Raw genomic sequence first — 19,233 nt, forward strand, 5'->3', positions numbered from 1 at the left:
GCGTCAGCGCAGCCCGGCGGTGTGGTCAGGGACCGCCCGGAACTGCGCGCGCGGCGGGCGACGGTAGTGCGCCGCCGCCGGCCGCTCCGGCACTTCGATGCTGTCGGGCGCGATCCGGTCGTAGTCCACGCTCGAGAGCAGGTGCGCGATGACATTCACCCGAGAGCGCTTCTTGTCCTCGCTCTCCACCGTGAACCAGGGAACATCCGGCAGATCGGTGCGCGCGAACATCTCGTCCTTCGCCCGGGAGTAGTCCTCCCACCGGTTGATCGACTCGAGATCCATCGGTGACAGCTTCCACCGCCTCACGGGGTCCGCCGCCCGTGAGCGGAAGCGAGCTTCCTGTTCGCGGTCGGAGACGGAGAACCAGTACTTGCGCAGCAGGATCCCGTCCCCGACGAGCAGTCGCTCGAAGACCGGCGCCTGCTGCAGGAAGCGCTCGTACTCGGCGTCGGTGCAGAAGCCCATCACGCGCTCGACGCCCGCCCGGTTGTACCAGGACCGGTCGAACAGCACGATCTCGCCCGCTGACGGCAGGTGTGCGACGTAGCGCTGGAAGTACCACTGCGACCGTTCGCGCTCGGTCGGCGACGGCAGGGCGACCACCCGACACACGCGCGGGTTCAGGTGCTCGGTGATCCTCTTGATCGCCGAGCCCTTGCCGGCCGCGTCCCGGCCTTCGAACAGCACCACCAGTCGCCCACCGGTGCGCTGGATCCACTGCTGCATCGTGACCAGTTCCGTCTGGAGCCGGTGGAGCTCGCGCTCGTACACCTTCTTGTCGTACGAAGCCGACTTCACAGAGATTTTTCGATGCTCATTCGACATCAGAACCCCTGCCGTCGTCGGATGAGCGCCAGACTAGACCCCGGCGGGACGCCCGCTCACCTGCTGCGCTGAACCCGCTGCTCGTCCCAGACCGGCTCGTCGGAGCTGTAGACAGCGCCGTCGGCGCCGAACACGAGATGACGATCGAAGCTGCGGGCGAACCAGCGGTCGTGGGTCACCGCCAGCACCGTGCCCTCGAACGCGAGCAGTGCCGCCTCGAGCGCCTCGGCCGAGTGCAGGTCGAGGTTGTCCGTCGGCTCGTCCAACAGCAGCAACGTCGCTCCCGACAGCTCCAGCAACAGCACCTGGAACCGGGCCTGCTGGCCGCCGGAGAGGGTCCTGAACGTCTGCTCGGACGTCCGGGCGAGCTCGTACCGGTCCAGGACCCTGGCAGCGCCATCCCGGGGCAGTCCGTGGCGGTGCTCGTCACCCCGGTGCAGGATCTCCAACAGCGTCCGATCCATCAGCTCCGGATGGTGGTGGGTCTGCGCGAACCAACCGGGCCGCACGCGTGAGCCCAGCCGGGCGATCCCGCTGTGCCGCACCGGATCCGGACGGACCTCGCCGACAGGCTGGTGCTCGATGTCGGGATCGGAGCCGCCGGCGGCCAGCAGCCGCAGGAAGTGCGACTTCCCGGACCCGTTGCTGCCCAGGATGGTCACCCGCTCGCCGAAGAAGATCTCCATGTCGAACGGCTTCATCAGATCGGTGAGTTCCAGCTGCTCACAGACGATCGCGCGCTTGGCAGTCCGGCCGCCGCGCAGCCGCATGGTGACCTGCTGCTGCAACGGTTGCTCCTCCGGCGGACCGGCCTTCTCGAACCGCGCCAGCCTGGTCTGCGCCGCGTGATAGCGCGACGCCATGCTGTCGTTGTACGTCGCCTTGATCTTGAGCATCTGGACGAGGGTCTTGATCTTCACGTGCTCCTCGTCCCAGCGGCGACGCATCTCGTCCAACCGGGCGAACCGGTCGTCGCGCGCCTGGTGGTACGTCGAGAACGGTCCTGGGTGGACCCACAGCGTGCTGCCGGCGGCACCGGGTTCGAGGCTGGCGACCCGGGTGGCGACCCGGTCCAGCAGTTCACGGTCGTGGCTGACGAACAGGATCGTCTTGTCCGACTCGATCAGCGCCTGCTCCAGCGCCCGCTTGGCCGGCACGTCCAGGTAGTTGTCCGGCTCGTCGAGCAGCAGCACCTCGTCCGGTCCCCGCAGAAGCGCCTCAAGGGCCAGTCGCTTCTGCTCACCGCCGGACAGCGTCGACACGTCCCGGTACTGGGCGCGGTCGAACGGGAGGCCGAGAGCCTGCACGGTGCAGACGTCCCACAGCGTCTCCCATTCGTGGCCGCGGACGTCCGCCCAGTCGGCCAGCGCCTGGGCGTAGGCCATCTGGTCGTCCTCCGCCTCGCTCTCCATCATCACCAGCTCGGTGCGATCGATCTCGGCAGCGGCAGCCCGAACCGCCTGCGGCGCAACCGAAATGAGCAGGTCCCTCACTGTGGAGCTGTCCCGCACGGAGCCGATGAACTGCCGCATCACGCCGAGCCCGCCACTGCGGGTGACGGCGCCCTCGTCTGCGACCAGATCGCCGGAGATGATGCGGGTCAGCGTCGTCTTGCCGGCACCGTTCGGGCCGATGAGCGCGATCCGGGCGCCCTCACCGACTCGCAGCGCGACGTCGCTGAGCAGCGGCCGCCCGTCGGGCAGGGTGAAGTCGATACCGACCAGTTCGATGTGTCCCACCCCGCCAGCCTGTCATCCGGGTCGTCTCGGGCGCACCCGAGTAGCTGCTGATCGAGCGAGGCTGCGCTGATCGAGCGACGCAACTCCCGCCCGACCGGTCGTTGATCTGACCGGGTCTCGACTCGCTCCTTCGTCGCTCGCTCGACCACCGGGAAGTTCGGCAGTCGAGCGACGGAGGAGTCGACGGGACCACGAGCTGACGGTGCTCGAGTGACGACGGTGCTCGAGTGACGACGGTGCTCGAGTGACGACACACGACCGCCCCCACCGGTGCGGTGGGGGCGGCCGTGTCGATCAAGTACGTGTCGATCAGTCACGCGTAGTCGATCAAGTGCGCGCTGTCGATCAAGTACGGACGCCCCAGGTCGATACGACCTGGGGCGAACCCCGTCAGCCGCTGGCCATCTTGGTACGGAGGGTGGCGGTCGTCGTCCCCGAGCGGTTGCCCGCCGGGTCGACTGCATACAGCTTCAGGGTGTGCGTACCGGGACCCACGGAGACCGAGGACCTGACGACCCACCGACGGTCGTTGTCGGTGATCGCACCCTGGAGCCGGGGGTTCGTCGGCATGATCAGCCGACCGTCGATCGTGGCCACCACGACCACACCCGGCTCCGCAGATCCACCGAACGACGGGAGGGTCGTCGCCTGGATCTCATTGCTGAGCGGGGAGACCAGCGCCGGTGCCGGCGGGCTGGCCCGGTCGATCCGAACCTGGATCGGGGCCGACGTAGCGGTCACCGTCCGCGTCTTACCGCCACCGGTGACGATGGTGGTCTGCGTCGCGGTGTAGCGGTGGATCCCGTCAGGAGAGCTCGGGAACACCAGCGCCCAGTTGCCTGTCCGACTGCCGCTGGCGGCCTTGGCAACCGTGGTGGTCGCCGACCGTACTCCGCGTTCGTCGGTGACGATCACCCTGGAACCCGGGAATCCGATTCCGGCGAGCCGGACGGTGCCGGTCGCGTACGAGGCCTTGTCGATCCTGCGATCGAACTCGACCACGTATCCACCGGAGGTGCTGGCAGCGAGGGTGGAGATCACCCTGGTCGACATCGTCGACCGGTTCCCGGTGCCATCGACCTGGAACGCGGAGAAGGTGTGCGTCCCTGCGGCCAGCTTGGGCGTCGGGATCGACCAGAGTCCGTTCAGGCTCATGAAGACCTGTCCGACCTCACGTCCGTCGACGAGCAAGGTGACCTGGCCGCCTGCCGCGCCCGTTCCGGTGACATAGACAGTGCCGACTGTTCCCCGGGAGTTGGGCGACGGCGAGGTGATGCGCGGAGCACCGGCCGGCAGCGTGTCCACGATGACCAGCCGGGTGTCGGCTTCGGGGCTCACGTTTCCTGCGGTGTCGGTCTGCACGGCGGTGAGCAGTGCGAACCCGTTGGGCTGGACGTTGGCTGCGGGGCACGACCAGTTACCGGCCGCGGTGGCCTTCGTGGCGCACCAGATGCTGGACTGCTTGCGCACGATGACGTTGGCGTTCGCTTCACTGGTGCCGGCGATCACCCGTCGGTTGTTCGGGGTGCGGACCAGGCCCGGCGGGTTGGTGATCCTCGGGGCCAGCGCGACGGTGTCGACGACATAGATCACGTGGTTCGACTCCGAGGAGGCCGCACCATTGCCTCCGGCCTGGGTGGCGATGAACTCGTGCCGTCCGTCGATCAGATCCCTGGTGAGCACGAGCGTCCACGTTCCGTTGGCGCGAACCGTGGTGGTGCCCAGGACAGTGGTGCCGTCCCGGACGGTCAGGGTCGCTCCGGCCACGCCGGTACCACGGATGGTCGGCCTGGCGTTGTTGGTCGGAACTGCCGAGCTTGTGGGCGAGGTGATCACCGGAGCGGTCCTGATGTCGGTGGCCACGGTGAAGTGCCGGACGGGCGACGGAGGCGAGGTGACGCCGCCGACCGTCTGCACGGCAACAGCGGTGTGAGGGCCATCGGTGAGCGCCGGGGAGACCACACTGAAGACACCCGAGCTGTTCGCGGTCGTGGTGAGCGTCGCGCCATTGTCGATCGTGACCTTCACCGTGGCGTTGGGCCGGGCGGTGCCACTGATCGTCGGGGTCCTGCCGGTGGTGGCACCCTCTGCCGGGGTGACGATCACCGGTGCTTCCAGGACGGCAGCGCAGTCGAGACCACCGATCGGGGCCTTGGCGGCTGCGGTCAACGACAGCAGCTTCACCGTGGCCCTGGCGAGACCGAGGTTCACGTTCAGGGTGAGGAAGTCCCAGCTGCCCGCAGCGCTCGTGCCGTTCGCGGCAAGAGCGCCCACAACTGGGTTGTTGACGCGCAACGTGCCAAGGCCGGGGATCAAGAGTGACGTCCCGGCGCGCACCACGACCGGGGCGGCGGTACCGATCTTGACGCTGACCACCACGGTGTTGGCGTTGCTGGTGACGGTGGCCCCGCCCGTCTTGCCGGTGGCGGTGGCGGTGAGGGTCGGGTTGCTGCTCACCGTCACGACAACCTCGTCGTTCAGCAGCTTCAGGTTGGCCACCGTGCCGACCGCGGTCGAACGGACAGCCTTGTTGGCTCCGACGTTGGTGGCGGTGTTGACCAGCGCGTTGGTGTTGCGGACATCAGCAGCAGCCAGCGTGAGGAGGTTGGTGCCGGCCAGCGTGAGGGACGCGTCACCGGTGGTGGTCTGCGAGTCCGACAGCACGGCAGGATTTCCGGCGACACACCTGGTGTCTCCGGCCCAGCGGGCCAGGTTGCTGGTCTGCAGGGCGTTGACCCGCAGCTGCAACAGCAACAGGTTCACCGCGACGCTCGGAAGACCACCGGTGACTGGATCCGTGTGGTCCGGCGGCGCGGTCTGGGTCTGCCGGGAGACGGTCACCGGCAGCCCGACGACCGCGGCAGCGATGTTGCTCGAGGTCGCCCGCGAGCGGGGGGTCGAGGTCGACGAGGTGGAGGCGTTCGTCGTGGCCACACCGACGTTCGCCAGGTTCAGGCCGACCGCAGTGGCATTCAGCCCGAGGATCTGACCGGTACCCGTGCCGCCGTAGACAACTCCTGGTCCCGGTGGTGCGGCCGAGGCGGTCGAGACCGGCCCGGCGACGGTGCTGACGGTCGCGAACGCGAACGTCATCAGCAGTGAGACGGTGGCAGCTGCGAAGCGTTTCATGTGGATCCCCAAACAGAGGTGGGAGTGAGTTCGCCCACCATATGACCCGACGTCGATTAGGCCAATAGGGTCTGAAAGCTCCGTAGCGCGAACCTGTGGTCGGTAGTATGGGTGAAAATTCACTCTTTAGGACGCGACAGGACGTTTGGGATCCGTTCGGTCCGAAGTGTCGCCACTCCCCGTCAGACGGACGTGCACGTCCGGTGACGGAGGCCCCCTGGAACTCCGGAACGCGCACCCGGGATCGCTGTCCGTCACCCCCGACGTCGAGCCTCGCCCATATGATCGTGATCGGACCGTTACCGAATGGTGGGAGCCGAACCGCTCACCGCGGTGCCATCCGGACCTGCATGCGGGTATGGGATCCACTCGGCAGCAGCGCCCGCACCTCCGTCAGGCGCTCAGGGTCGACCTCGACGAAGCCCAGGGCGGGCGACCGGTAGCCGAGATCCGCCAGCGGCAGACCGAACGGGTCGAAAGCCGCCGAGCGACCGATGCAACCGCCGCCCATCTGATCGGCGGCCACCACGTAGCTGGTGTTCTCGATGGCCCTGGCCCGGAGCAGGGTGACCCAGTGGTCCTCCTTGCCGGACCCCGTCGCCCAGGCGCTGGCCACTGCCAACACGTCGACCCCGCGGGCCGACAGCGACCGGAACAGTTCAGGAAATCGCAGGTCGTAGCAGGTGGCCAGACCGATCCGGAGGCTGTCGAGCTCGATGACGGGTGGCTCGGCGTCGCCAGGCACGACCGTTGCCGACTCCTGGTGCGAGAACGCGTCGTAGAGGTGGATCTTGCGGTACGCCGCGATCAGCTCGCCTGCATCGACCACCGCCAGCACATTGCTCACCCGGCCGTCGTCCGCGGGCACGAAGGTACCGACCGCGATCGCGATGCCCAGCTCGCCCGATGCCAGCCGGAGCGCGGTGACGAACGGGCCGTCCAGCGGCTCGGCGTTGCGGATCACCGAGTCGGGATCGCCGAACGCATCGGTGATCGCACCCTCGGGGGCCACCACCAGACGAGCGCCGCCGCTCGCCGCAGCGCGGACCTGCTCGAGGATTGCCGCGAGGTTCGCCCGCGGGTCACTGGTCGGGGTCAGCTGGGCCAGGGCGATCCGCATCGCGTCACTGTAGATCCGGCTCGGGCTGCTGCGGGACGAAGCTCGCCGCCACTGCTCGGTGGGCGATCGCCGCGAGCTGCTCATCGGTGAGGCCGGCCATCTGCTGCGCCAGCCGGTGTTCGTGGGCCAGGGTGACGGCGCTGACCTGCGGGTTGTCGGTGTTGAGGGAGACCGGAACTCCGTGCTCGTGCGCCACCATCAGGTCGCGTGGCCGCACCGCCGATGCGAGCGGGTGCGCTTCACGGCGGGCGATCTCCAGGATGGTGCTCGGCCTGATCGAGTCTTCGAAGTGACGGTGCAGATCGACCAGCGGCAGCCGCGCGCTCATGCCGTGGCCTCCGAGATCCGAGTGAGGACGAAAACTCCGGCGACATCGATGCAGGGGTCATGAGATGGGTCCGATCGGGAGAGAAGAGGCACCAGCAGGGTCGGAGCCCGGACTACTGGTACAGATCCGATCAGAAGGAATGGTCACCGAAGGCCGTCGCGGGCAGCTCGCTGAGGCGGGCCGGGGACATCATGAGCGCGAGCACAGTGCCCATCCACCGACGGCGGATAGTCTGCAGGAGCCGGGCGAGCACTCCTGCACCACCGGAGCGTCGCGCACCACCGAGGGACACCTCGCCCGCGCCCGGAAAAGGGGCGCTAGCGGTCGCTTCGCCGACAACGGTCGGCGAGCCGCGAGACACATACGGAACTCCACCGTCACTCTCGCAGCAAGGACCGTCCATGACCTCTCTTCGGGTACCCGCTCATTCCCGCTCGACCGTCTCGAGCGCAGTCCTGGCGGCTCTCCGCGGCGCCGGCATCACCGACGTGTTCGGGGTGATGGGCAACGGAAACGTGCACTTCCTGGACGCCGTGTGCACCTCCGACCTGCGGTTCACCGCTCTCCGGCACGAGGCGGGCGGGGTCGCCGCCGCCGACGCTTTCGCCCGGTTCACCGGCCGGCCGGCCGTGGCCACCGCCACCTACGGCGCGGGGTTCACCAACACGATCACGCCGCTCGCGGAGGCGGTCCGAGCACGTACCCCGCTGCTGCTCGTGGCCGGCGACGCTCCGAGCACCGGTCCGCGAGGCTGGGACGTCGACCAGGTGGCGATGGCCGCCGCAGCCGGCGCCCAGACCTTCGTGGTGGACGCATCGGCCCCGGGTCGCACCACCATTGCTGCCCTGCAGTACGCCGTCGACGAGCGCACGGCAGTGGTGCTGTCGCTCCCGCACGACGTCGGTGCGAGCCCGACGTCCGAGGATCCCGACGACGTCCCGTCGCTGCAGCTCCGGATTCCCGCAGGCGTGGACCCGCTCGCCATCGACGCCGCGGCGGACGTTCTCGCCGACGCCCGCGCACTCCTGGTACTGGCCGGTCGCGGTGTCCGCGCCGCCGGCGCGACCGCTGCACTGACCGACCTCGCGGACCGGCTCGACGCGGCGACCTGCACGACGGCCCCAGCACTCGGCACGTTCGCCGGCTCGCCCCGCGATCTCGGGGTGGCCGGCGGGTTCTCCTCACCTGGCACCCTGCGCCGGATCGCCGCCGCCGATGTCGTGCTCGTCGTAGGAGCGGCGCTCAACCAGTTCACCACAGCGTTCGGGTCGCTGTTCGCACCCGATGCGATCGTCGTGCAGATCGACGATGCACCGTTCGCGACCAGCGCGCGGGTCGACCTGTTCGTCCGCGGCGATGCCGCGGAAGCGGTGCGGCAGTTGAACTTCCGGCTCACTGCTCGGCGCGGGCCCGCTCCGTCTGCCGTCCGGCGACGAGCGGCGGGCAGGACCCCGGTCGACCCGACGACGGCAGACGGGACGGACGAGCACGAGCGGGGTGACGCGCTCGCGCCCGACGGGCGACTCGACCCCCGGTCGCTGTTCCGCCGGCTCGACGACCTACTGCCCGACGACCGGGTCATCGTCTCCGACGGCGGCCACTTCATCGGCTGGGCACCGATGTACCTGCGGGTACCGGCCGCCGACCGCCTGGTGCTGGTAGGTACAGCGCTGCAGAGCATCGGACTCGGGTTGCCGAGCGGTGTCGGGGTGGCTGTTGCAGCCGGTCGCGACGAGTTCGTGGTGGTGGTCAGCGGCGACGGCGGCGGGCTGATGGCGCTGGCCGACCTCGAGAGCCTGGCCAGGGCGACCCGCCGGGGCGCACTGATCGTCGTCAACGACGCCGCCTACGGTGCTGAGATCCACCAGTTCGGTGCCGCCAGTCTCGGGCTCGACGAGACGCCGATGCGGATCCCGGAGGTCGACTTCGCCGCCCTCGGCGCGGCGGTGGGAGGTCGGTCCGCCGTCATCCGCACGCTGGAGGATCTGGCGGTCCTGCGGGACTTCGTCGTCAGCGGGGCGGACGGGCTGTTGGTGCTGGACTGCCGGGTTTCGGCCGACGTCGTCGCTCCGTACATCAGCGAGATGGCCGGGGCCGCGCGCCGATTGGTGGCGGCGAACCAGCAGGATCGTGCGGCGTCCCTCGTCGCCGCCGCCGTTGCCGACTGACCGCCGTATAGCGTCCAGGTGACTCCCGCCCCCGGAAGGAGCGTGTCGATGCTCGACAACGCAGTGATCACCGCCATCGCCGACGAACTGCTGGACGCCGAGCGGACTCGCACCACCGTGCCGCTGTTGAGCACCCGCTTCGATGCCATGACGATCGAGGATTCCTATGCTGTGCAGGCATTGTGGGCCTCCCGACGCGCGGCGACCGGTCACCGGATCGTCGGCCACAAGATCGGTCTGACGTCCAGGGTGATGCAGGAGGCCACCGGCATCTCCGAACCGGACTACGGGGTGATCTTCGATGACATGGTGTTCCCGAGCGGCTCCGTCATCGACCACAGCGCCTATTCGAACGTGCGCATCGAGGTGGAGCTGGCGTTCGTCCTGCGCTCCGAGCTGCGTGGGCCGCACTGCACCCTGACCGACGTGCTGCGAGCGACCGAATACGTCCAGCCGGCGTTGGAGATCCTCGACTCCCGGATCGAGATGCAGGGCCGCACCATCGTCGACACCATCTCGGACAACGCGGCGATGGGCGCCATGGTGATCGGGGGATCGCCGATGGCGGTCGACGCGCTCGACCTGCGGTGGGCCAGTGCCCTGTTGTACCGCAACGAGGTGATCGAGGAGTCCGGAGTCGCCGGTGCGGTGCAGGGTCATCCGGGAGTCGGAGTCGCGTGGCTCGCCAACAAGCTGGCCGCGCACGACACCCACCTGGCTGCGGGGGAGACCATCCTGTCCGGATCGTTCACCCGGCCGATGTGGGTGCATCCCGGAGACGTCGTCCACGCCGACTACCAACGACTGGGAGTGCTCTCGTGCCGGTTCCGATGACGTTGACCGCGCTCCGGGCGTCGAAAGCTGCTGCGCTGACGGGGATGTGGGTGTGCTCCGGCAGTCCGTTGGTGGCCGAGATCTGCGCCGGCAGTGGTCTGGACTGGCTGCTGATCGACGGCGAACACAGCCCGAACTCCCTCCCGACCCTGGTGGCCCAACTGCAGGCCGTCGCCGCTTCGCCGATCGCCACCGTCGTCAGGCCGCCGATCGGCGACGAGGTGATCATCAAGCAGTACCTCGACCTGGGGGTCACCGGGTTGCTGGTACCGATGGTCGACACCGCTGAGCAGGCTGCCGCGGTGGCCGCTGCCGTCGCATATCCGCCGGTCGGGACGCGGGGTATCGGCAGTGCGCTGGCCCGCTCGTCGCGGTGGGGCAGGGATGCCGACTACCTGCACACCGCGCGAGCGGGGATCACGCTGCTGGTGCAGATCGAATCGTCGGTCGCGGTGGACAACGTCGGCGACATCGCCGCAACCGAGGGGATCGACGGTATTTTCGTGGGCCCGGCCGACCTCGCCGGGTCGATGGATCTGCTCGGCCAGCAGTCGCATCCGGACGTCGTGGCCGCGGTCGAGCACAGTATCCGGGTGGGGCGAGCCGCCGGGAAACTGGTGGGGGTCAACGCGTTCGACCCGACACTGGCCCGCCGCTACGCAGCAGCCGGCGCCGACCTGATCTCGGTGGGAGCCGACGTCACCCTGCTGGCGCGAGGATCCTCGGCGTTGCGTACGGTGCTGGAACCTGAGAGCTGATTCCAGGCCGGTCTCGACTCGTTACTCGCTCGACCACCGAGACTGGGAGCCGATCAACCGCGCCACCTTCCGCTGATCGAGCAAGCGAGGAACGAGCGCGTCGAGATCGCCCGCCAGTCGTCGGCGGACTCCTGCACCCGGACGTCGGCCGCGGCGGCGCACTGCACCGACGTCGCCGGTGCCGCTGGGAAGCCGATGGGCGTCAACGTCTTCCACCCCGGCGCTCTGCCGCCACCGCCCGACGTGCCGGTCGGCTCAGTAGCCGCTGAAGTAGTCCGTCCGGACCCCGGCGGCGTGCAGCTTGCGGGCAGCGCCACCCACGCCCTCGACCATGCCGGGTGGGCCGGACACCAGCACCTGACGAGCGGCGATGTCCGGTACCGCGGCGGCCAACAGGGATCTGTCGACCCGCCGGGCGCTGATGTTCTCCCACCCGGCGGGCAGATCCGCGATGGGTTCCGGCGACACGATCACCACCCGTGCGGAGGAGTGCTCCAGCACGTCCCGGTAGCCGATCTCGTCCGCACCCGTGACGGAGTACAGCACGACGACATCACTGCCGCCCGCGGTTCCGCGCTCGGCCAGTTGGCTGGCGAAGGGAGTGATGCCGATGCCACCCGCGACCAACAAGAGCGGCACATGGGGATCGGCGGGGAGCAGGAAGTCACCGGCCACCGTCGTCACGCCGACGGTGGAGCCCACCGTCAACGCATCCAGCGTGCGCTTGAAGGTGCTCGCGTCCCGCGGGATCTTGGTGCTGATGGCCACCGCTCCGCTCTCGGACGGCGCCGAGGAGATGCTGAACACCCGCCGTAGCCCGCGATCGTCAGATCCTTTGTGCGGCAGGGTGATCTCGAGGTACTGCCCCGCGCGGAAGCTGACGTCACGGGCGGGGTGGAAGCTGAACTCGACCGTCGACGGGGTGAGCTGCCGGCGGGCTCGCAAGGTCAGCTCGATGCCCTTGCGTTGCCCGAAGAAGAAGGCCATCAGGTTGCCCACGAGCAGCGCGGACTCGGGTGCGACGTAGATCGCGCCCACGTGCAGCGGGATCGAGAACAGCGCGCCGACGACACCGGCCATGAGCAGCTGCTGCCACCGTCTCGGCGGTTGGGTGAGGGGCTCGCTCAGCATGAAGCCCGCGAAGAAGACCATCGGCGACGAAGTGATCGGCCACAGCAGGGCCGTCCCCACCGGAATCCCCGCGCTGAGACTGCGCACCACCATGATCCCGCCGGCAACGGCCAGGAACACCGCGGCCATCGGCAGGCGCCGCGTCCGGTGCAGGATCGCCACGGCGGCCACGAAGGCGAAGGGCACCAGCACCGTGGTGCCGACCCACCAGCCCGAGAAGTAGACGCCGCACAGCGTCACCAGGAAGGCTCCCGCCGCGGCCGGGTTGAAGATGTGCCGTCCGCGCACCGCCAGCAGGTACTTCGAGGCGGAGGCGAACAGCGCCGCCAATGCGATCGCCAGTACCGCGACCAGGTCGGTCGACGGCGGAAAGATGAAGAAGATCAGATAGGCGGTGATCAACGAGGATTCGGAGTGCGGGACCACTCCGTGGATGCCGGCCATCAGCCGGTTGGTGGCGTAGCTGGTGACCAGCGGGGTGAGCCAGCAGATGGCAATGGCGGCCGGCGTGTAGGCGATCCAGCCGATCAAACTGAAGATCAGCGACAGCGCTGCGAGTCCGCCCAGGCTCCAGAGCACCAGTCGGTACATCGTCATCCGTCCGACGACCGCAGTTGTTCGCTCGAGGACTCCGGAGATCATCGGCGCGCCTCGGCGCGGATGCCGGCCAGCGCGTTGTTGAACCCGGATGAGGTGAGCGACGCCCCGGCCACCACGTCGACGGACACCGAGGCGAGCGGTCGGGCCACCACCTGCGCGGCCACCGACACTCTGAATTGTTCCTGGAACTGGCGGGCCGTGGGCGACAGTGCCTCGGTCCTGGCGACCACGGAGGTGACGATGCCGCCGCGCAGGTGCACCGTGACCAGGATCGATTCGTCACCGCCAGGGGTGAGGTATCGCCCGGCGGACGTGTAATCCCCGTCGCGGAACAGCGACCCCTGGGTTCCGGCGCTGCTCGACGCCTGGGCTGTCACCGGGGCAGGAATGTCGACGCGCACGGACGGGGCAGCCTCAACGGTCTGTCCGGCCTGCACCAGCAGCACGCCACCTGCGGCGGATCCGGCGACCGCAAGGCCGCCCAGTCCGGCCAACAGCAGACGCGTTCTCGAAGTGGTCATCGGTCCCCTCCGGTCCTCGTCGGAGCCCCGGCACCGCCGGGTCGGCGTGCTGACGGGCTCTCGGACTCGTACCCGCAGTTCGCCACCGATCGCCCTGCAGATGGGAGCTCCGGCGTGTCGGGCCGGTGCGGCGCAGCGCACGGACCGCGACCATCCGGACTTCCGGGCGGTGAACAGACATTCGCGGCGCGGCGTGTCGGAACTGCCGCCTCAGATGACGATCGAAACCATCCGGCCGGGCACCACGACCACCTTCTTCGGCGTCGAGCCGGCCAGCAGCTCGACGATCTTCGGCTCGGCCAGTGCGGCCGCCTCGACGTCCGCGGTGGCCGCATCGGCAGCCACCTGGATCTTGGCGCGGACCTTGCCCTTCACCTGGATGGGGTATTCGACGGTGTCCTCCGTCAGCAGCGAAGGGTCGACCTCCGGGAAAGGCCCCAGGGCCAGGGATTCGCTGCGTCCCAGCCGGCTCCACAGCTCTTCGGCGATGTGCGGGGCCAGCGGCGCCGTCATCAGCACCAGTGCCTCCGCGACCTCGCGGGTCGGGGTGGTGCCCGACTTGGTGACATGGTTCGCCAACACGATCAGCTTCGCGATCGCAGTGTTGTAGCCCATCGCCTGGTAGTCGGTACGGACCCCGTCGATCGTCCTGTGCAGCAGGCGCTTCGTCTCGTCGTCCGTCGGCGCGTCGGACTCGGCCACCCGCAGCTCGCCGGTCTGCTCGTCGATGATCATCCGCCACAGCCGCTGCAGATACCGCTGCGACCCGACGACATCACGCGTCTGCCACGGACGGGAGATGTCCAGCGGCCCCATCGACATCTCGTACATCCGGAAGACGTCGGCCCCGTAGGTGTCGCACATCTCATCGGGGGTGACGACGTTGTTCAGGGACTTGCCCATCTTCCCGTACTCGCGGCTCACCCGTTCGCCTCGGTAGGTGAACACGTCGGGCGACTCCTCGACGATCTCCTCCGCCGGCACGTAGACACCGCGCGCATCGGTGTAGGCGTAGGCCTGGATGTAGCCCTGGTTGAACAGCCGGCGGAACGGCTCCTCGCTGCTGACGTGACCCAGGTCGAACAGCACCTTGTGCCAGAACCGCGAGTACAACAGATGCAGCACAGCATGTTCTACGCCACCGACGTACAGATCGACGCCGCCGGGATCTCCGGGTCGGTCGGGGTCCTTGCCCATCCAGTACCGCTCGTTCTCGGGCGCGCAGAACGAGTCGGTGTTCGTCGGGTCGATGTACCGCAGCTCGTACCAGCAGGAACCCGCCCATTGCGGCATGACGTTCAGCTCGCGACTGTACGTCTGCTCGCCGTCACCCAGGTCCATGGTGACCGTGCGCCACTCGGTGGCCTTGCTCAGCGGCGGCAGCGGCTCGGTGTTCGGATCGTCCGGGTCCAGCTTCGCCGGTGAGAAGTCCTCCATCTCGGGCAGCGTCAACGGCAGTTGGTCGTCCGGGATGGAATGCGCGACGCCGTCGGCGTCGTAGACGATCGGGAACGGTTCACCCCAGTACCGCTGCCGGGAGAACAGCCAGTCGCGCAGCTTGTACTGCTGCTGGTTCCGACCGAACCCCTTGTCCTGCAACCAGGTGGCGATGGCGGACTTCGCAGCGGCGACATCCAACCCGTTCAACGAGATCTCCCCGTTCGCGGAGTTGATCGCCGGCCCCTCGCCAACGAACACCGCATCGTCCGGGTGATCGGCCGGCGCCTGGATGGTGCGGACGATCGGCAGCGCGAACGCCGTCGCGAACTCGAAGTCGCGGCCGTCGTGGGCGGGAACTGCCATGATCGCGCCGGTGCCATAGCCCATCAACACGTAGTCGGCGATGAACACCGGAATCTGCTGTCCCGTCACCGGATTGATCGCGTGTGCACCGGTGAAGACGCCGGTCTTCTCTCTGTTCTCCTGGCGGTCGAGCTCGGTCTTGCGGGAGGCCGCCGACCGATAGGCGGCGATGGCCTCGGCAGGAGTGGCGGTACCACCCGTCCAGCGGGGATCGGTGCCGGTTGCCCACTGTGCGGCGGCGATCTCGTCGACCAACGGATGCTCGGGTGCCAGCACCATGTAGGTGGCACCGAACAGCGTGTCCGGGCGGGTCGTGTAGACCTCGATCACCCGCTCGCGGCCGGACGCATCGGTCACCGGGAACGCCACCTGCGCGCCGTGCGACCGGCCGATCCAGTTGCGCTGCATGCTCTTGATCGACTCGGGCCAGTCCAGTCGGTCCAGATCGTCGATCAAGCGGTCGGCATAGGCGGTGATCCGCATCATCCACTGGCGCATACTGCGCTTGAACACCGGGAAGTTGCCGATCGCGCTCCGACCGTCGGCCGTGACCTCCTCGTTCGACAGCACGGTGCCCAGGCCCGGGCACCAGTTGACCGGCGCCTCGGCGATGTAGACCAACCGATGACCGTCGACGACGGCGGCGCGCTCGACCCTGGTCATGCCCGACCAGTCGCGGCCGTCGGGGACACTGCGGGAGCCCGATTCGAACTCCCGCACCAGCTCGGCGATCGGCCGCGCGCGGTTCGCTCCGGCGTCGAAGAACGCCTCGAACAGCTGCGTGAAGATCCACTGCGTCCAGCGGACGAACGCCGGATCGGTGGTGGCGATGCTGCGCCGATCATCGTGCCCGAAACCCAACCGCCGCAACTGTTCCCGGTAGCGGTCGATGTTCTGCGCGGTCGTCACCGCCGGGTGGGTTCCGGTGCGGATCGCGTACTGCTCGGCGGGCAGGCCGAAGGAGTCGAACCCGATCGTGTGCAGGACGTTGTGTCCCGTCATCCGCAGGAAGCGGCCCCAGACGTCGGTGCCGATGTAGCCCAACGGATGCCCGACGTGCAGCCCGGCACCCGACGGGTACGGGAACATGTCCATCACGAACGTCTTGTCCGGTCGCACCTGTCGGCCGGGGATCGACAGCTCACCCACCGGATTCGGCGTGTGGAAGGTGCCCTGCTGCTGCCAGACGTCCTGCCACCGGGCCTCGATCTCGCCGGCCAACCGCGCGGTGTACCGGAACGGGGGCGCATCCTCCCTCGGGACGTCGGCAGCGCTCGTGTCGTCAGTGGCTGCGGTGTCGGTACTCATCGGATCTCCTCGTCGATTCCCGGGTGTCTGTGTTCGCGGTGTTGGCCGGACAGCAAAAATCCCTCCGGAAGGCCCTGGTCGGGCTCACAGGAGGGATCGCCGCGCTGGGTGACCTGACGGTCGTTCAGCGCGGCCCGGGAAGGAGCTGGGTGCCTGCCATGCGTCGATGCTACCCCGGTACCCCCCACCTGCACCGAGCCGGTGGTCGTTCCGGAACGGCCTGACCCGCCCAGCTCGGTCGGCGCTGTGGTGGATCCGGTCTGTCGGCGGCGGCGCGACGGACAAGCGCACCCGGGCGGGCAGTTGCGTACCGTGACGAAGTGCGCAGAATCTGCCGACCGCGGACCGATCTGCCGGCCGCCGCGCTGCGAACAGCTCAGGTGCCGCCCATCCCTTTCCGACTGTCGGAGTTCAACCACCTCAGTGGCCGCCGCCCCGGGCCCTTCATGACCGCTGCCTCTCTGGTGATGCCCGGCGTCCGCAGGGTCCAGCGCCAGGTGGAGCCGTTCGCCCGGTGGTGGATCGAGTCGAACGAACACGCCCTGGACGCGGCCGAGCAGGGCGCGAAACTGTGGGTGGCGCTCGGCGACTCGATGACCCTGGGGTCCGGTGCGTCGGAGCCGCTCAGCGGATTCGTCGGCCAGATCCTGGCGCGCCATCCCGGATGGGCGTGCATCAACCTCGCGATCTACGGCGGGCGGATCGCGGATCTCCGGGACCGTGCGATGCCCGCGCTCGCTTCGCTCCCCACTCCGGACAAGGTGAGCATGCTGGTCGGCAGCAACGACCTGATGAAGCCCGGTCTGCGTGCGGTCGCGGCCGGTGAGCTGGCCCGACTGCTCGAGGAGGTTCCGGTGGGGACGGTCGTCGGGAACCAGCCGGGCACCTACGGGGCGGCCATCGCACTGAACACGGTGATCGATGCCGCGGTGGCGAGCGGTCGGGTGCGACTGGCTGATCTGCGCGATCCGCGCGCCCGGTCGTGGGGGAGATCGACGCTTGCTGCAGACCACTTCCACCCCAACGATGCCGGCTACCGCGGCATCGCCGACATCTTCGACGAGGCCCTGTTCCCTGGCGCGGGTCGTTCTGGGCCCCCGTCTCCTGAGGCGGATCGAGCGGTTCCGGTCACCGAGCAACGATCGTGACCGTTGCTCGGGGCGGGGGATCGTGCGCTCCACTCGACAGTCCTGCAGTCAGAGAGTGACGGTCGCGGTTCAGACGGTCGGATCGCAGCCCTGGCCGTTCGGACAGCTCACCGTCGGGATCACGGGTCTGCTCCCGCGGAGAACCTCGGCTCCCCGCGCGTCGACCGCCGAGATGGTCACCACCGTGACGGCCGACGAGAGCAGTTCGGTCTCCACTCCCAATGGGTCGTCCACGGAGGTCGGCCGGCACACCCGACTCCGGACCTACCGACCGTCGACGCCCGCCGCCCGGGAGAAGACGATCAGCTGCTGCGGATCGGATCGCGGCCCGGCGGTGGAGTCGCGCACGATCAGCTCGGTGGGCAGCACTGTGCGTTCGGCGGGCAACACCTCGTCGGTCGAGCCACGCTCGAGCAGGGCGATCACCGCGGCGGCGGCCAGTCGCCCCTTCTCCGGGACGTCCTGGCGGACGGTGGTGAGGGCTGGGCGGACCCGGGAGGCGAACGGGGTGTCGTCGAAGCCGACCACCGAGAGTTGATCCGGTACAACGATTCCGCGGTCCTGAGCGGCGAACAGCACGTTCGCGGCCATCACGTCGGAGAAGCACAGCACTGCGGTGATCAACGGATCGGCCCGCAGCAGGGCGACCAGCGCGTCGTCGCCGCCGTCGACGACGGAATCGCGGGTGCGGAAGGCCGTCGTGGAGACCTCCGCGGCGTTCAGTGCGTCCAGCCATCCGATCATCCGCTCGCGGGCGCCGTAGCCCTCCGTCCCGAGCGGGGTCGATTCGGTGATGCCGTGCGGCTCGTGGACGGTGAAGGTCACGAGCCCGACGTGCCGGTGACCCAGGTCCACCAGATGCTGGGCCGCGGCGCGCGCCCCGTCGCGGTCGGCGACGTTGACGGAGGCGATGCCGTCGACCGGGAACTGGTCGACCAGCACCGTGGGGAGCCCGCGCTTCTGCAGCCAGGACAGGGCGGGTGAGTCGGGGTCGCAGTGGTAGACCAGCGCGGCGTCCATCGCGACGTCTCGTGCCGGAACCCGACCCTCGAGCTCCACGGCCGGCACGAGGGTGAGGGCGAGACCGGTCGGGGCGAGCTCGCTCGCGATGGCGCCGAAGAACCGGGACGCGACCTCGTCGGTGAAAGCGGTGACCGCCGAGTCCGTGAGCACGATCCCCACGGCGCCGGTACTACCCCTGGCCAGGGCCCTGGCCGCCGGATCCGGGCCGGCGTAACCGAGCTCGTCAGCCGCGGCCAGGATCGTCGTGCGCAGGGTGGCCGAGAGTTGGTCGGGGCGCGAGAAGGCGTTGGAGACGGTCATCCGCGAGACTCCGACCTTGTCGGCGATCGTCTGCAGGGTGACCCGAGCCATGGTGTGCACTCCCGTCCTGTCGCCACCCGGGAAGATCCCGATGATCGACGGTATCGCGAGCGGGGGCATCACCGATGCCGAAGGCACTCAGCCGTGGGTGGCGAACTGCTGGTTCGGGCGTGGTTCGATCGCTCCGGCTGTGCGCACCAGCAGGCGGGCGAGAGCGCGCCGGACGCGGTGGTCCCGGATCGTGACCGACGTGGCGGGGCGGGCTCGACGCACTGCAGCGAAGCGGGCGACGTCCCAGCGGGCGGTGTCGGATCGGGCGGTGTCGCCCCGGGCAGTGTCGAGTCGAACGGTGTCGAGACGAACACTGTCGAAGAGCTCCCGTTGCGCGGAGGCCGAGAGGATCAGGGCGGTGGGCTGGAACTGCATGATGATGCCTCCTTCCACAGCGACCGGCGCTGCTGACCAGCACCTCTGCATCCCTGTACCGCTACAGTA

The 19,233-nt window shown here is 68.9% G+C and carries 14 protein-coding genes; 4 read left to right on the forward strand and 10 right to left on the reverse strand.

Translation table 11 applies throughout. The features are described from left to right. Positions 1–3: 3 nt before the first annotated feature. From ppk2 to ABLG96_RS21285, 5 genes are all read right to left on the reverse strand, one after another. Positions 4–828, reverse strand: coding sequence for a polyphosphate kinase 2 (gene ppk2 / locus ABLG96_RS21265; RefSeq protein WP_353649295.1), 825 nt, complete (start codon positions 826–828; stop codon positions 4–6). 56 nt (positions 829–884) lie between these two features. Continuing rightward, positions 885–2,567, reverse strand: coding sequence for an ATP-binding cassette domain-containing protein (locus ABLG96_RS21270; protein ID WP_353649296.1), 1,683 nt, complete (start codon positions 2,565–2,567; stop codon positions 885–887). Between the two features lie 390 nt (positions 2,568–2,957). Then, positions 2,958–5,696, reverse strand: coding sequence for an Ig-like domain-containing protein (locus ABLG96_RS21275; protein ID WP_353649297.1), 2,739 nt, complete (start codon positions 5,694–5,696; stop codon positions 2,958–2,960). A gap of 325 nt (positions 5,697–6,021) precedes the next feature. Continuing rightward, entirely contained in the window at positions 6,022–6,816 is a 795-nt protein-coding gene (locus tag ABLG96_RS21280) for a carbon-nitrogen hydrolase family protein (protein WP_353649298.1), read from the reverse strand. A 4-nt stretch (positions 6,817–6,820) separates the two neighbouring features. Continuing rightward, on the reverse strand, positions 6,821–7,144 hold the full coding sequence (locus tag ABLG96_RS21285; RefSeq protein ID WP_353649299.1) for a hypothetical protein: 324 nt from the start codon (positions 7,142–7,144) through the stop codon (positions 6,821–6,823). A gap of 401 nt (positions 7,145–7,545) precedes the next feature. Here ABLG96_RS21285 and ABLG96_RS21290 point away from each other — a divergent pair, with 401 nt between their 5' ends. The 3 genes from ABLG96_RS21290 to ABLG96_RS21300 are packed head-to-tail and all read left to right on the forward strand — an operon-like array spanning position 7,546 to position 10,904. Next, on the forward strand, positions 7,546–9,312 hold the full coding sequence (locus ABLG96_RS21290) for a thiamine pyrophosphate-binding protein (protein WP_353649300.1): 1,767 nt from the start codon (positions 7,546–7,548) through the stop codon (positions 9,310–9,312). Between the two features lie 48 nt (positions 9,313–9,360). Continuing rightward, on the forward strand, positions 9,361–10,146 hold the full coding sequence (locus ABLG96_RS21295; RefSeq protein ID WP_353649301.1) for a fumarylacetoacetate hydrolase family protein: 786 nt from the start codon (positions 9,361–9,363) through the stop codon (positions 10,144–10,146). Further along, the gene (locus tag ABLG96_RS21300; RefSeq protein WP_353651615.1) at positions 10,143–10,904 is read left to right on the forward strand and encodes an HpcH/HpaI aldolase/citrate lyase family protein; all 762 of its coding nucleotides are present in this window, start codon (positions 10,143–10,145) and stop codon (positions 10,902–10,904) included. Before ABLG96_RS21295 ends, ABLG96_RS21300 begins: the two co-directional genes overlap by 4 nt. Before the next feature lie 255 nt (positions 10,905–11,159). On the opposite strand, the gene ABLG96_RS21305 is transcribed toward ABLG96_RS21300, so the two are convergent. The 3 genes from ABLG96_RS21305 to leuS all read right to left on the reverse strand — a co-directional run bounded on the left by ABLG96_RS21305 (position 11,160) and on the right by leuS (position 16,267). After that, positions 11,160–12,632 (reverse strand): oxidoreductase, encoded by a 1,473-nt coding sequence (locus ABLG96_RS21305; protein WP_353649302.1) that lies wholly within the window; start codon positions 12,630–12,632, stop codon positions 11,160–11,162. A gap of 41 nt (positions 12,633–12,673) precedes the next feature. Continuing rightward, positions 12,674–13,156: an FMN-binding protein gene (locus ABLG96_RS21310; protein WP_353649303.1), complete on the reverse strand. Its 483-nt coding sequence runs from the start codon at positions 13,154–13,156 to the stop codon at positions 12,674–12,676. 210 nt (positions 13,157–13,366) lie between these two features. Then, positions 13,367–16,267 carry a leucine--tRNA ligase gene (gene leuS / locus ABLG96_RS21315; RefSeq protein WP_353649304.1) on the reverse strand — a complete coding sequence of 967 codons (2,901 nt, stop codon included), beginning with the start codon at positions 16,265–16,267 and terminating at the stop codon, positions 13,367–13,369. 380 nt (positions 16,268–16,647) lie between these two features. On the opposite strand from leuS, the gene ABLG96_RS21320 reads away from it, so the two are divergent. Further along, positions 16,648–17,415 carry an SGNH/GDSL hydrolase family protein gene (locus ABLG96_RS21320; RefSeq protein WP_353649305.1) on the forward strand — a complete coding sequence of 256 codons (768 nt, stop codon included), beginning with the start codon at positions 16,648–16,650 and terminating at the stop codon, positions 17,413–17,415. Positions 17,416–17,679: 264 nt separating this feature from the next. On the opposite strand, the gene ABLG96_RS21325 is transcribed toward ABLG96_RS21320, so the two are convergent. Further along, on the reverse strand, positions 17,680–18,789 hold the full coding sequence (locus ABLG96_RS21325; protein WP_353649306.1) for a substrate-binding domain-containing protein: 1,110 nt from the start codon (positions 18,787–18,789) through the stop codon (positions 17,680–17,682). An 87-nt stretch (positions 18,790–18,876) separates the two neighbouring features. Further along, positions 18,877–19,164: a hypothetical protein gene (locus tag ABLG96_RS21330; protein ID WP_353649307.1), complete on the reverse strand. Its 288-nt coding sequence runs from the start codon at positions 19,162–19,164 to the stop codon at positions 18,877–18,879. Between the last annotated feature and the right edge of the window lie 69 nt (positions 19,165–19,233).

It is taken from the genome of Nakamurella sp. A5-74, from assembly GCF_040438885.1.
Taxonomy (GTDB): domain Bacteria; phylum Actinomycetota; class Actinomycetes; order Mycobacteriales; family Nakamurellaceae; genus Nakamurella.

What these genes read in the sequence shown, in the direction of transcription:
- ABLG96_RS21290 (WP_353649300.1), top strand. Translation starts at nt 7,546, where the DNA reads ATGACCTCTCTTCGGGTACCCGCTCATTCCCGCTCGACCGTCTCGAGC.
- leuS (WP_353649304.1), bottom strand. Translation starts at nt 16,267, where the DNA reads ATGAGTACCGACACCGCAGCCACTGACGACACGAGCGCTGCCGACGTC.
- ABLG96_RS21310 (WP_353649303.1), bottom strand. Translation starts at nt 13,156, where the DNA reads ATGACCACTTCGAGAACGCGTCTGCTGTTGGCCGGACTGGGCGGCCTT.
- ABLG96_RS21275 (WP_353649297.1), bottom strand. Translation starts at nt 5,696, where the DNA reads ATGAAACGCTTCGCAGCTGCCACCGTCTCACTGCTGATGACGTTCGCG.
- ABLG96_RS21295 (WP_353649301.1), top strand. Translation starts at nt 9,361, where the DNA reads ATGCTCGACAACGCAGTGATCACCGCCATCGCCGACGAACTGCTGGAC.
- ABLG96_RS21330 (WP_353649307.1), bottom strand. Translation starts at nt 19,164, where the DNA reads ATGCAGTTCCAGCCCACCGCCCTGATCCTCTCGGCCTCCGCGCAACGG.
- ABLG96_RS21280 (WP_353649298.1), bottom strand. Translation starts at nt 6,816, where the DNA reads ATGCGGATCGCCCTGGCCCAGCTGACCCCGACCAGTGACCCGCGGGCG.
- ABLG96_RS21285 (WP_353649299.1), bottom strand. Translation starts at nt 7,144, where the DNA reads ATGAGCGCGCGGCTGCCGCTGGTCGATCTGCACCGTCACTTCGAAGAC.
- ABLG96_RS21305 (WP_353649302.1), bottom strand. Translation starts at nt 12,632, where the DNA reads ATGACGATGTACCGACTGGTGCTCTGGAGCCTGGGCGGACTCGCAGCG.
- ppk2 (WP_353649295.1), bottom strand. Translation starts at nt 828, where the DNA reads ATGTCGAATGAGCATCGAAAAATCTCTGTGAAGTCGGCTTCGTACGAC.
- ABLG96_RS21325 (WP_353649306.1), bottom strand. Translation starts at nt 18,789, where the DNA reads ATGGCTCGGGTCACCCTGCAGACGATCGCCGACAAGGTCGGAGTCTCG.
- ABLG96_RS21300 (WP_353651615.1), top strand. Translation starts at nt 10,143, where the DNA reads ATGACGTTGACCGCGCTCCGGGCGTCGAAAGCTGCTGCGCTGACGGGG.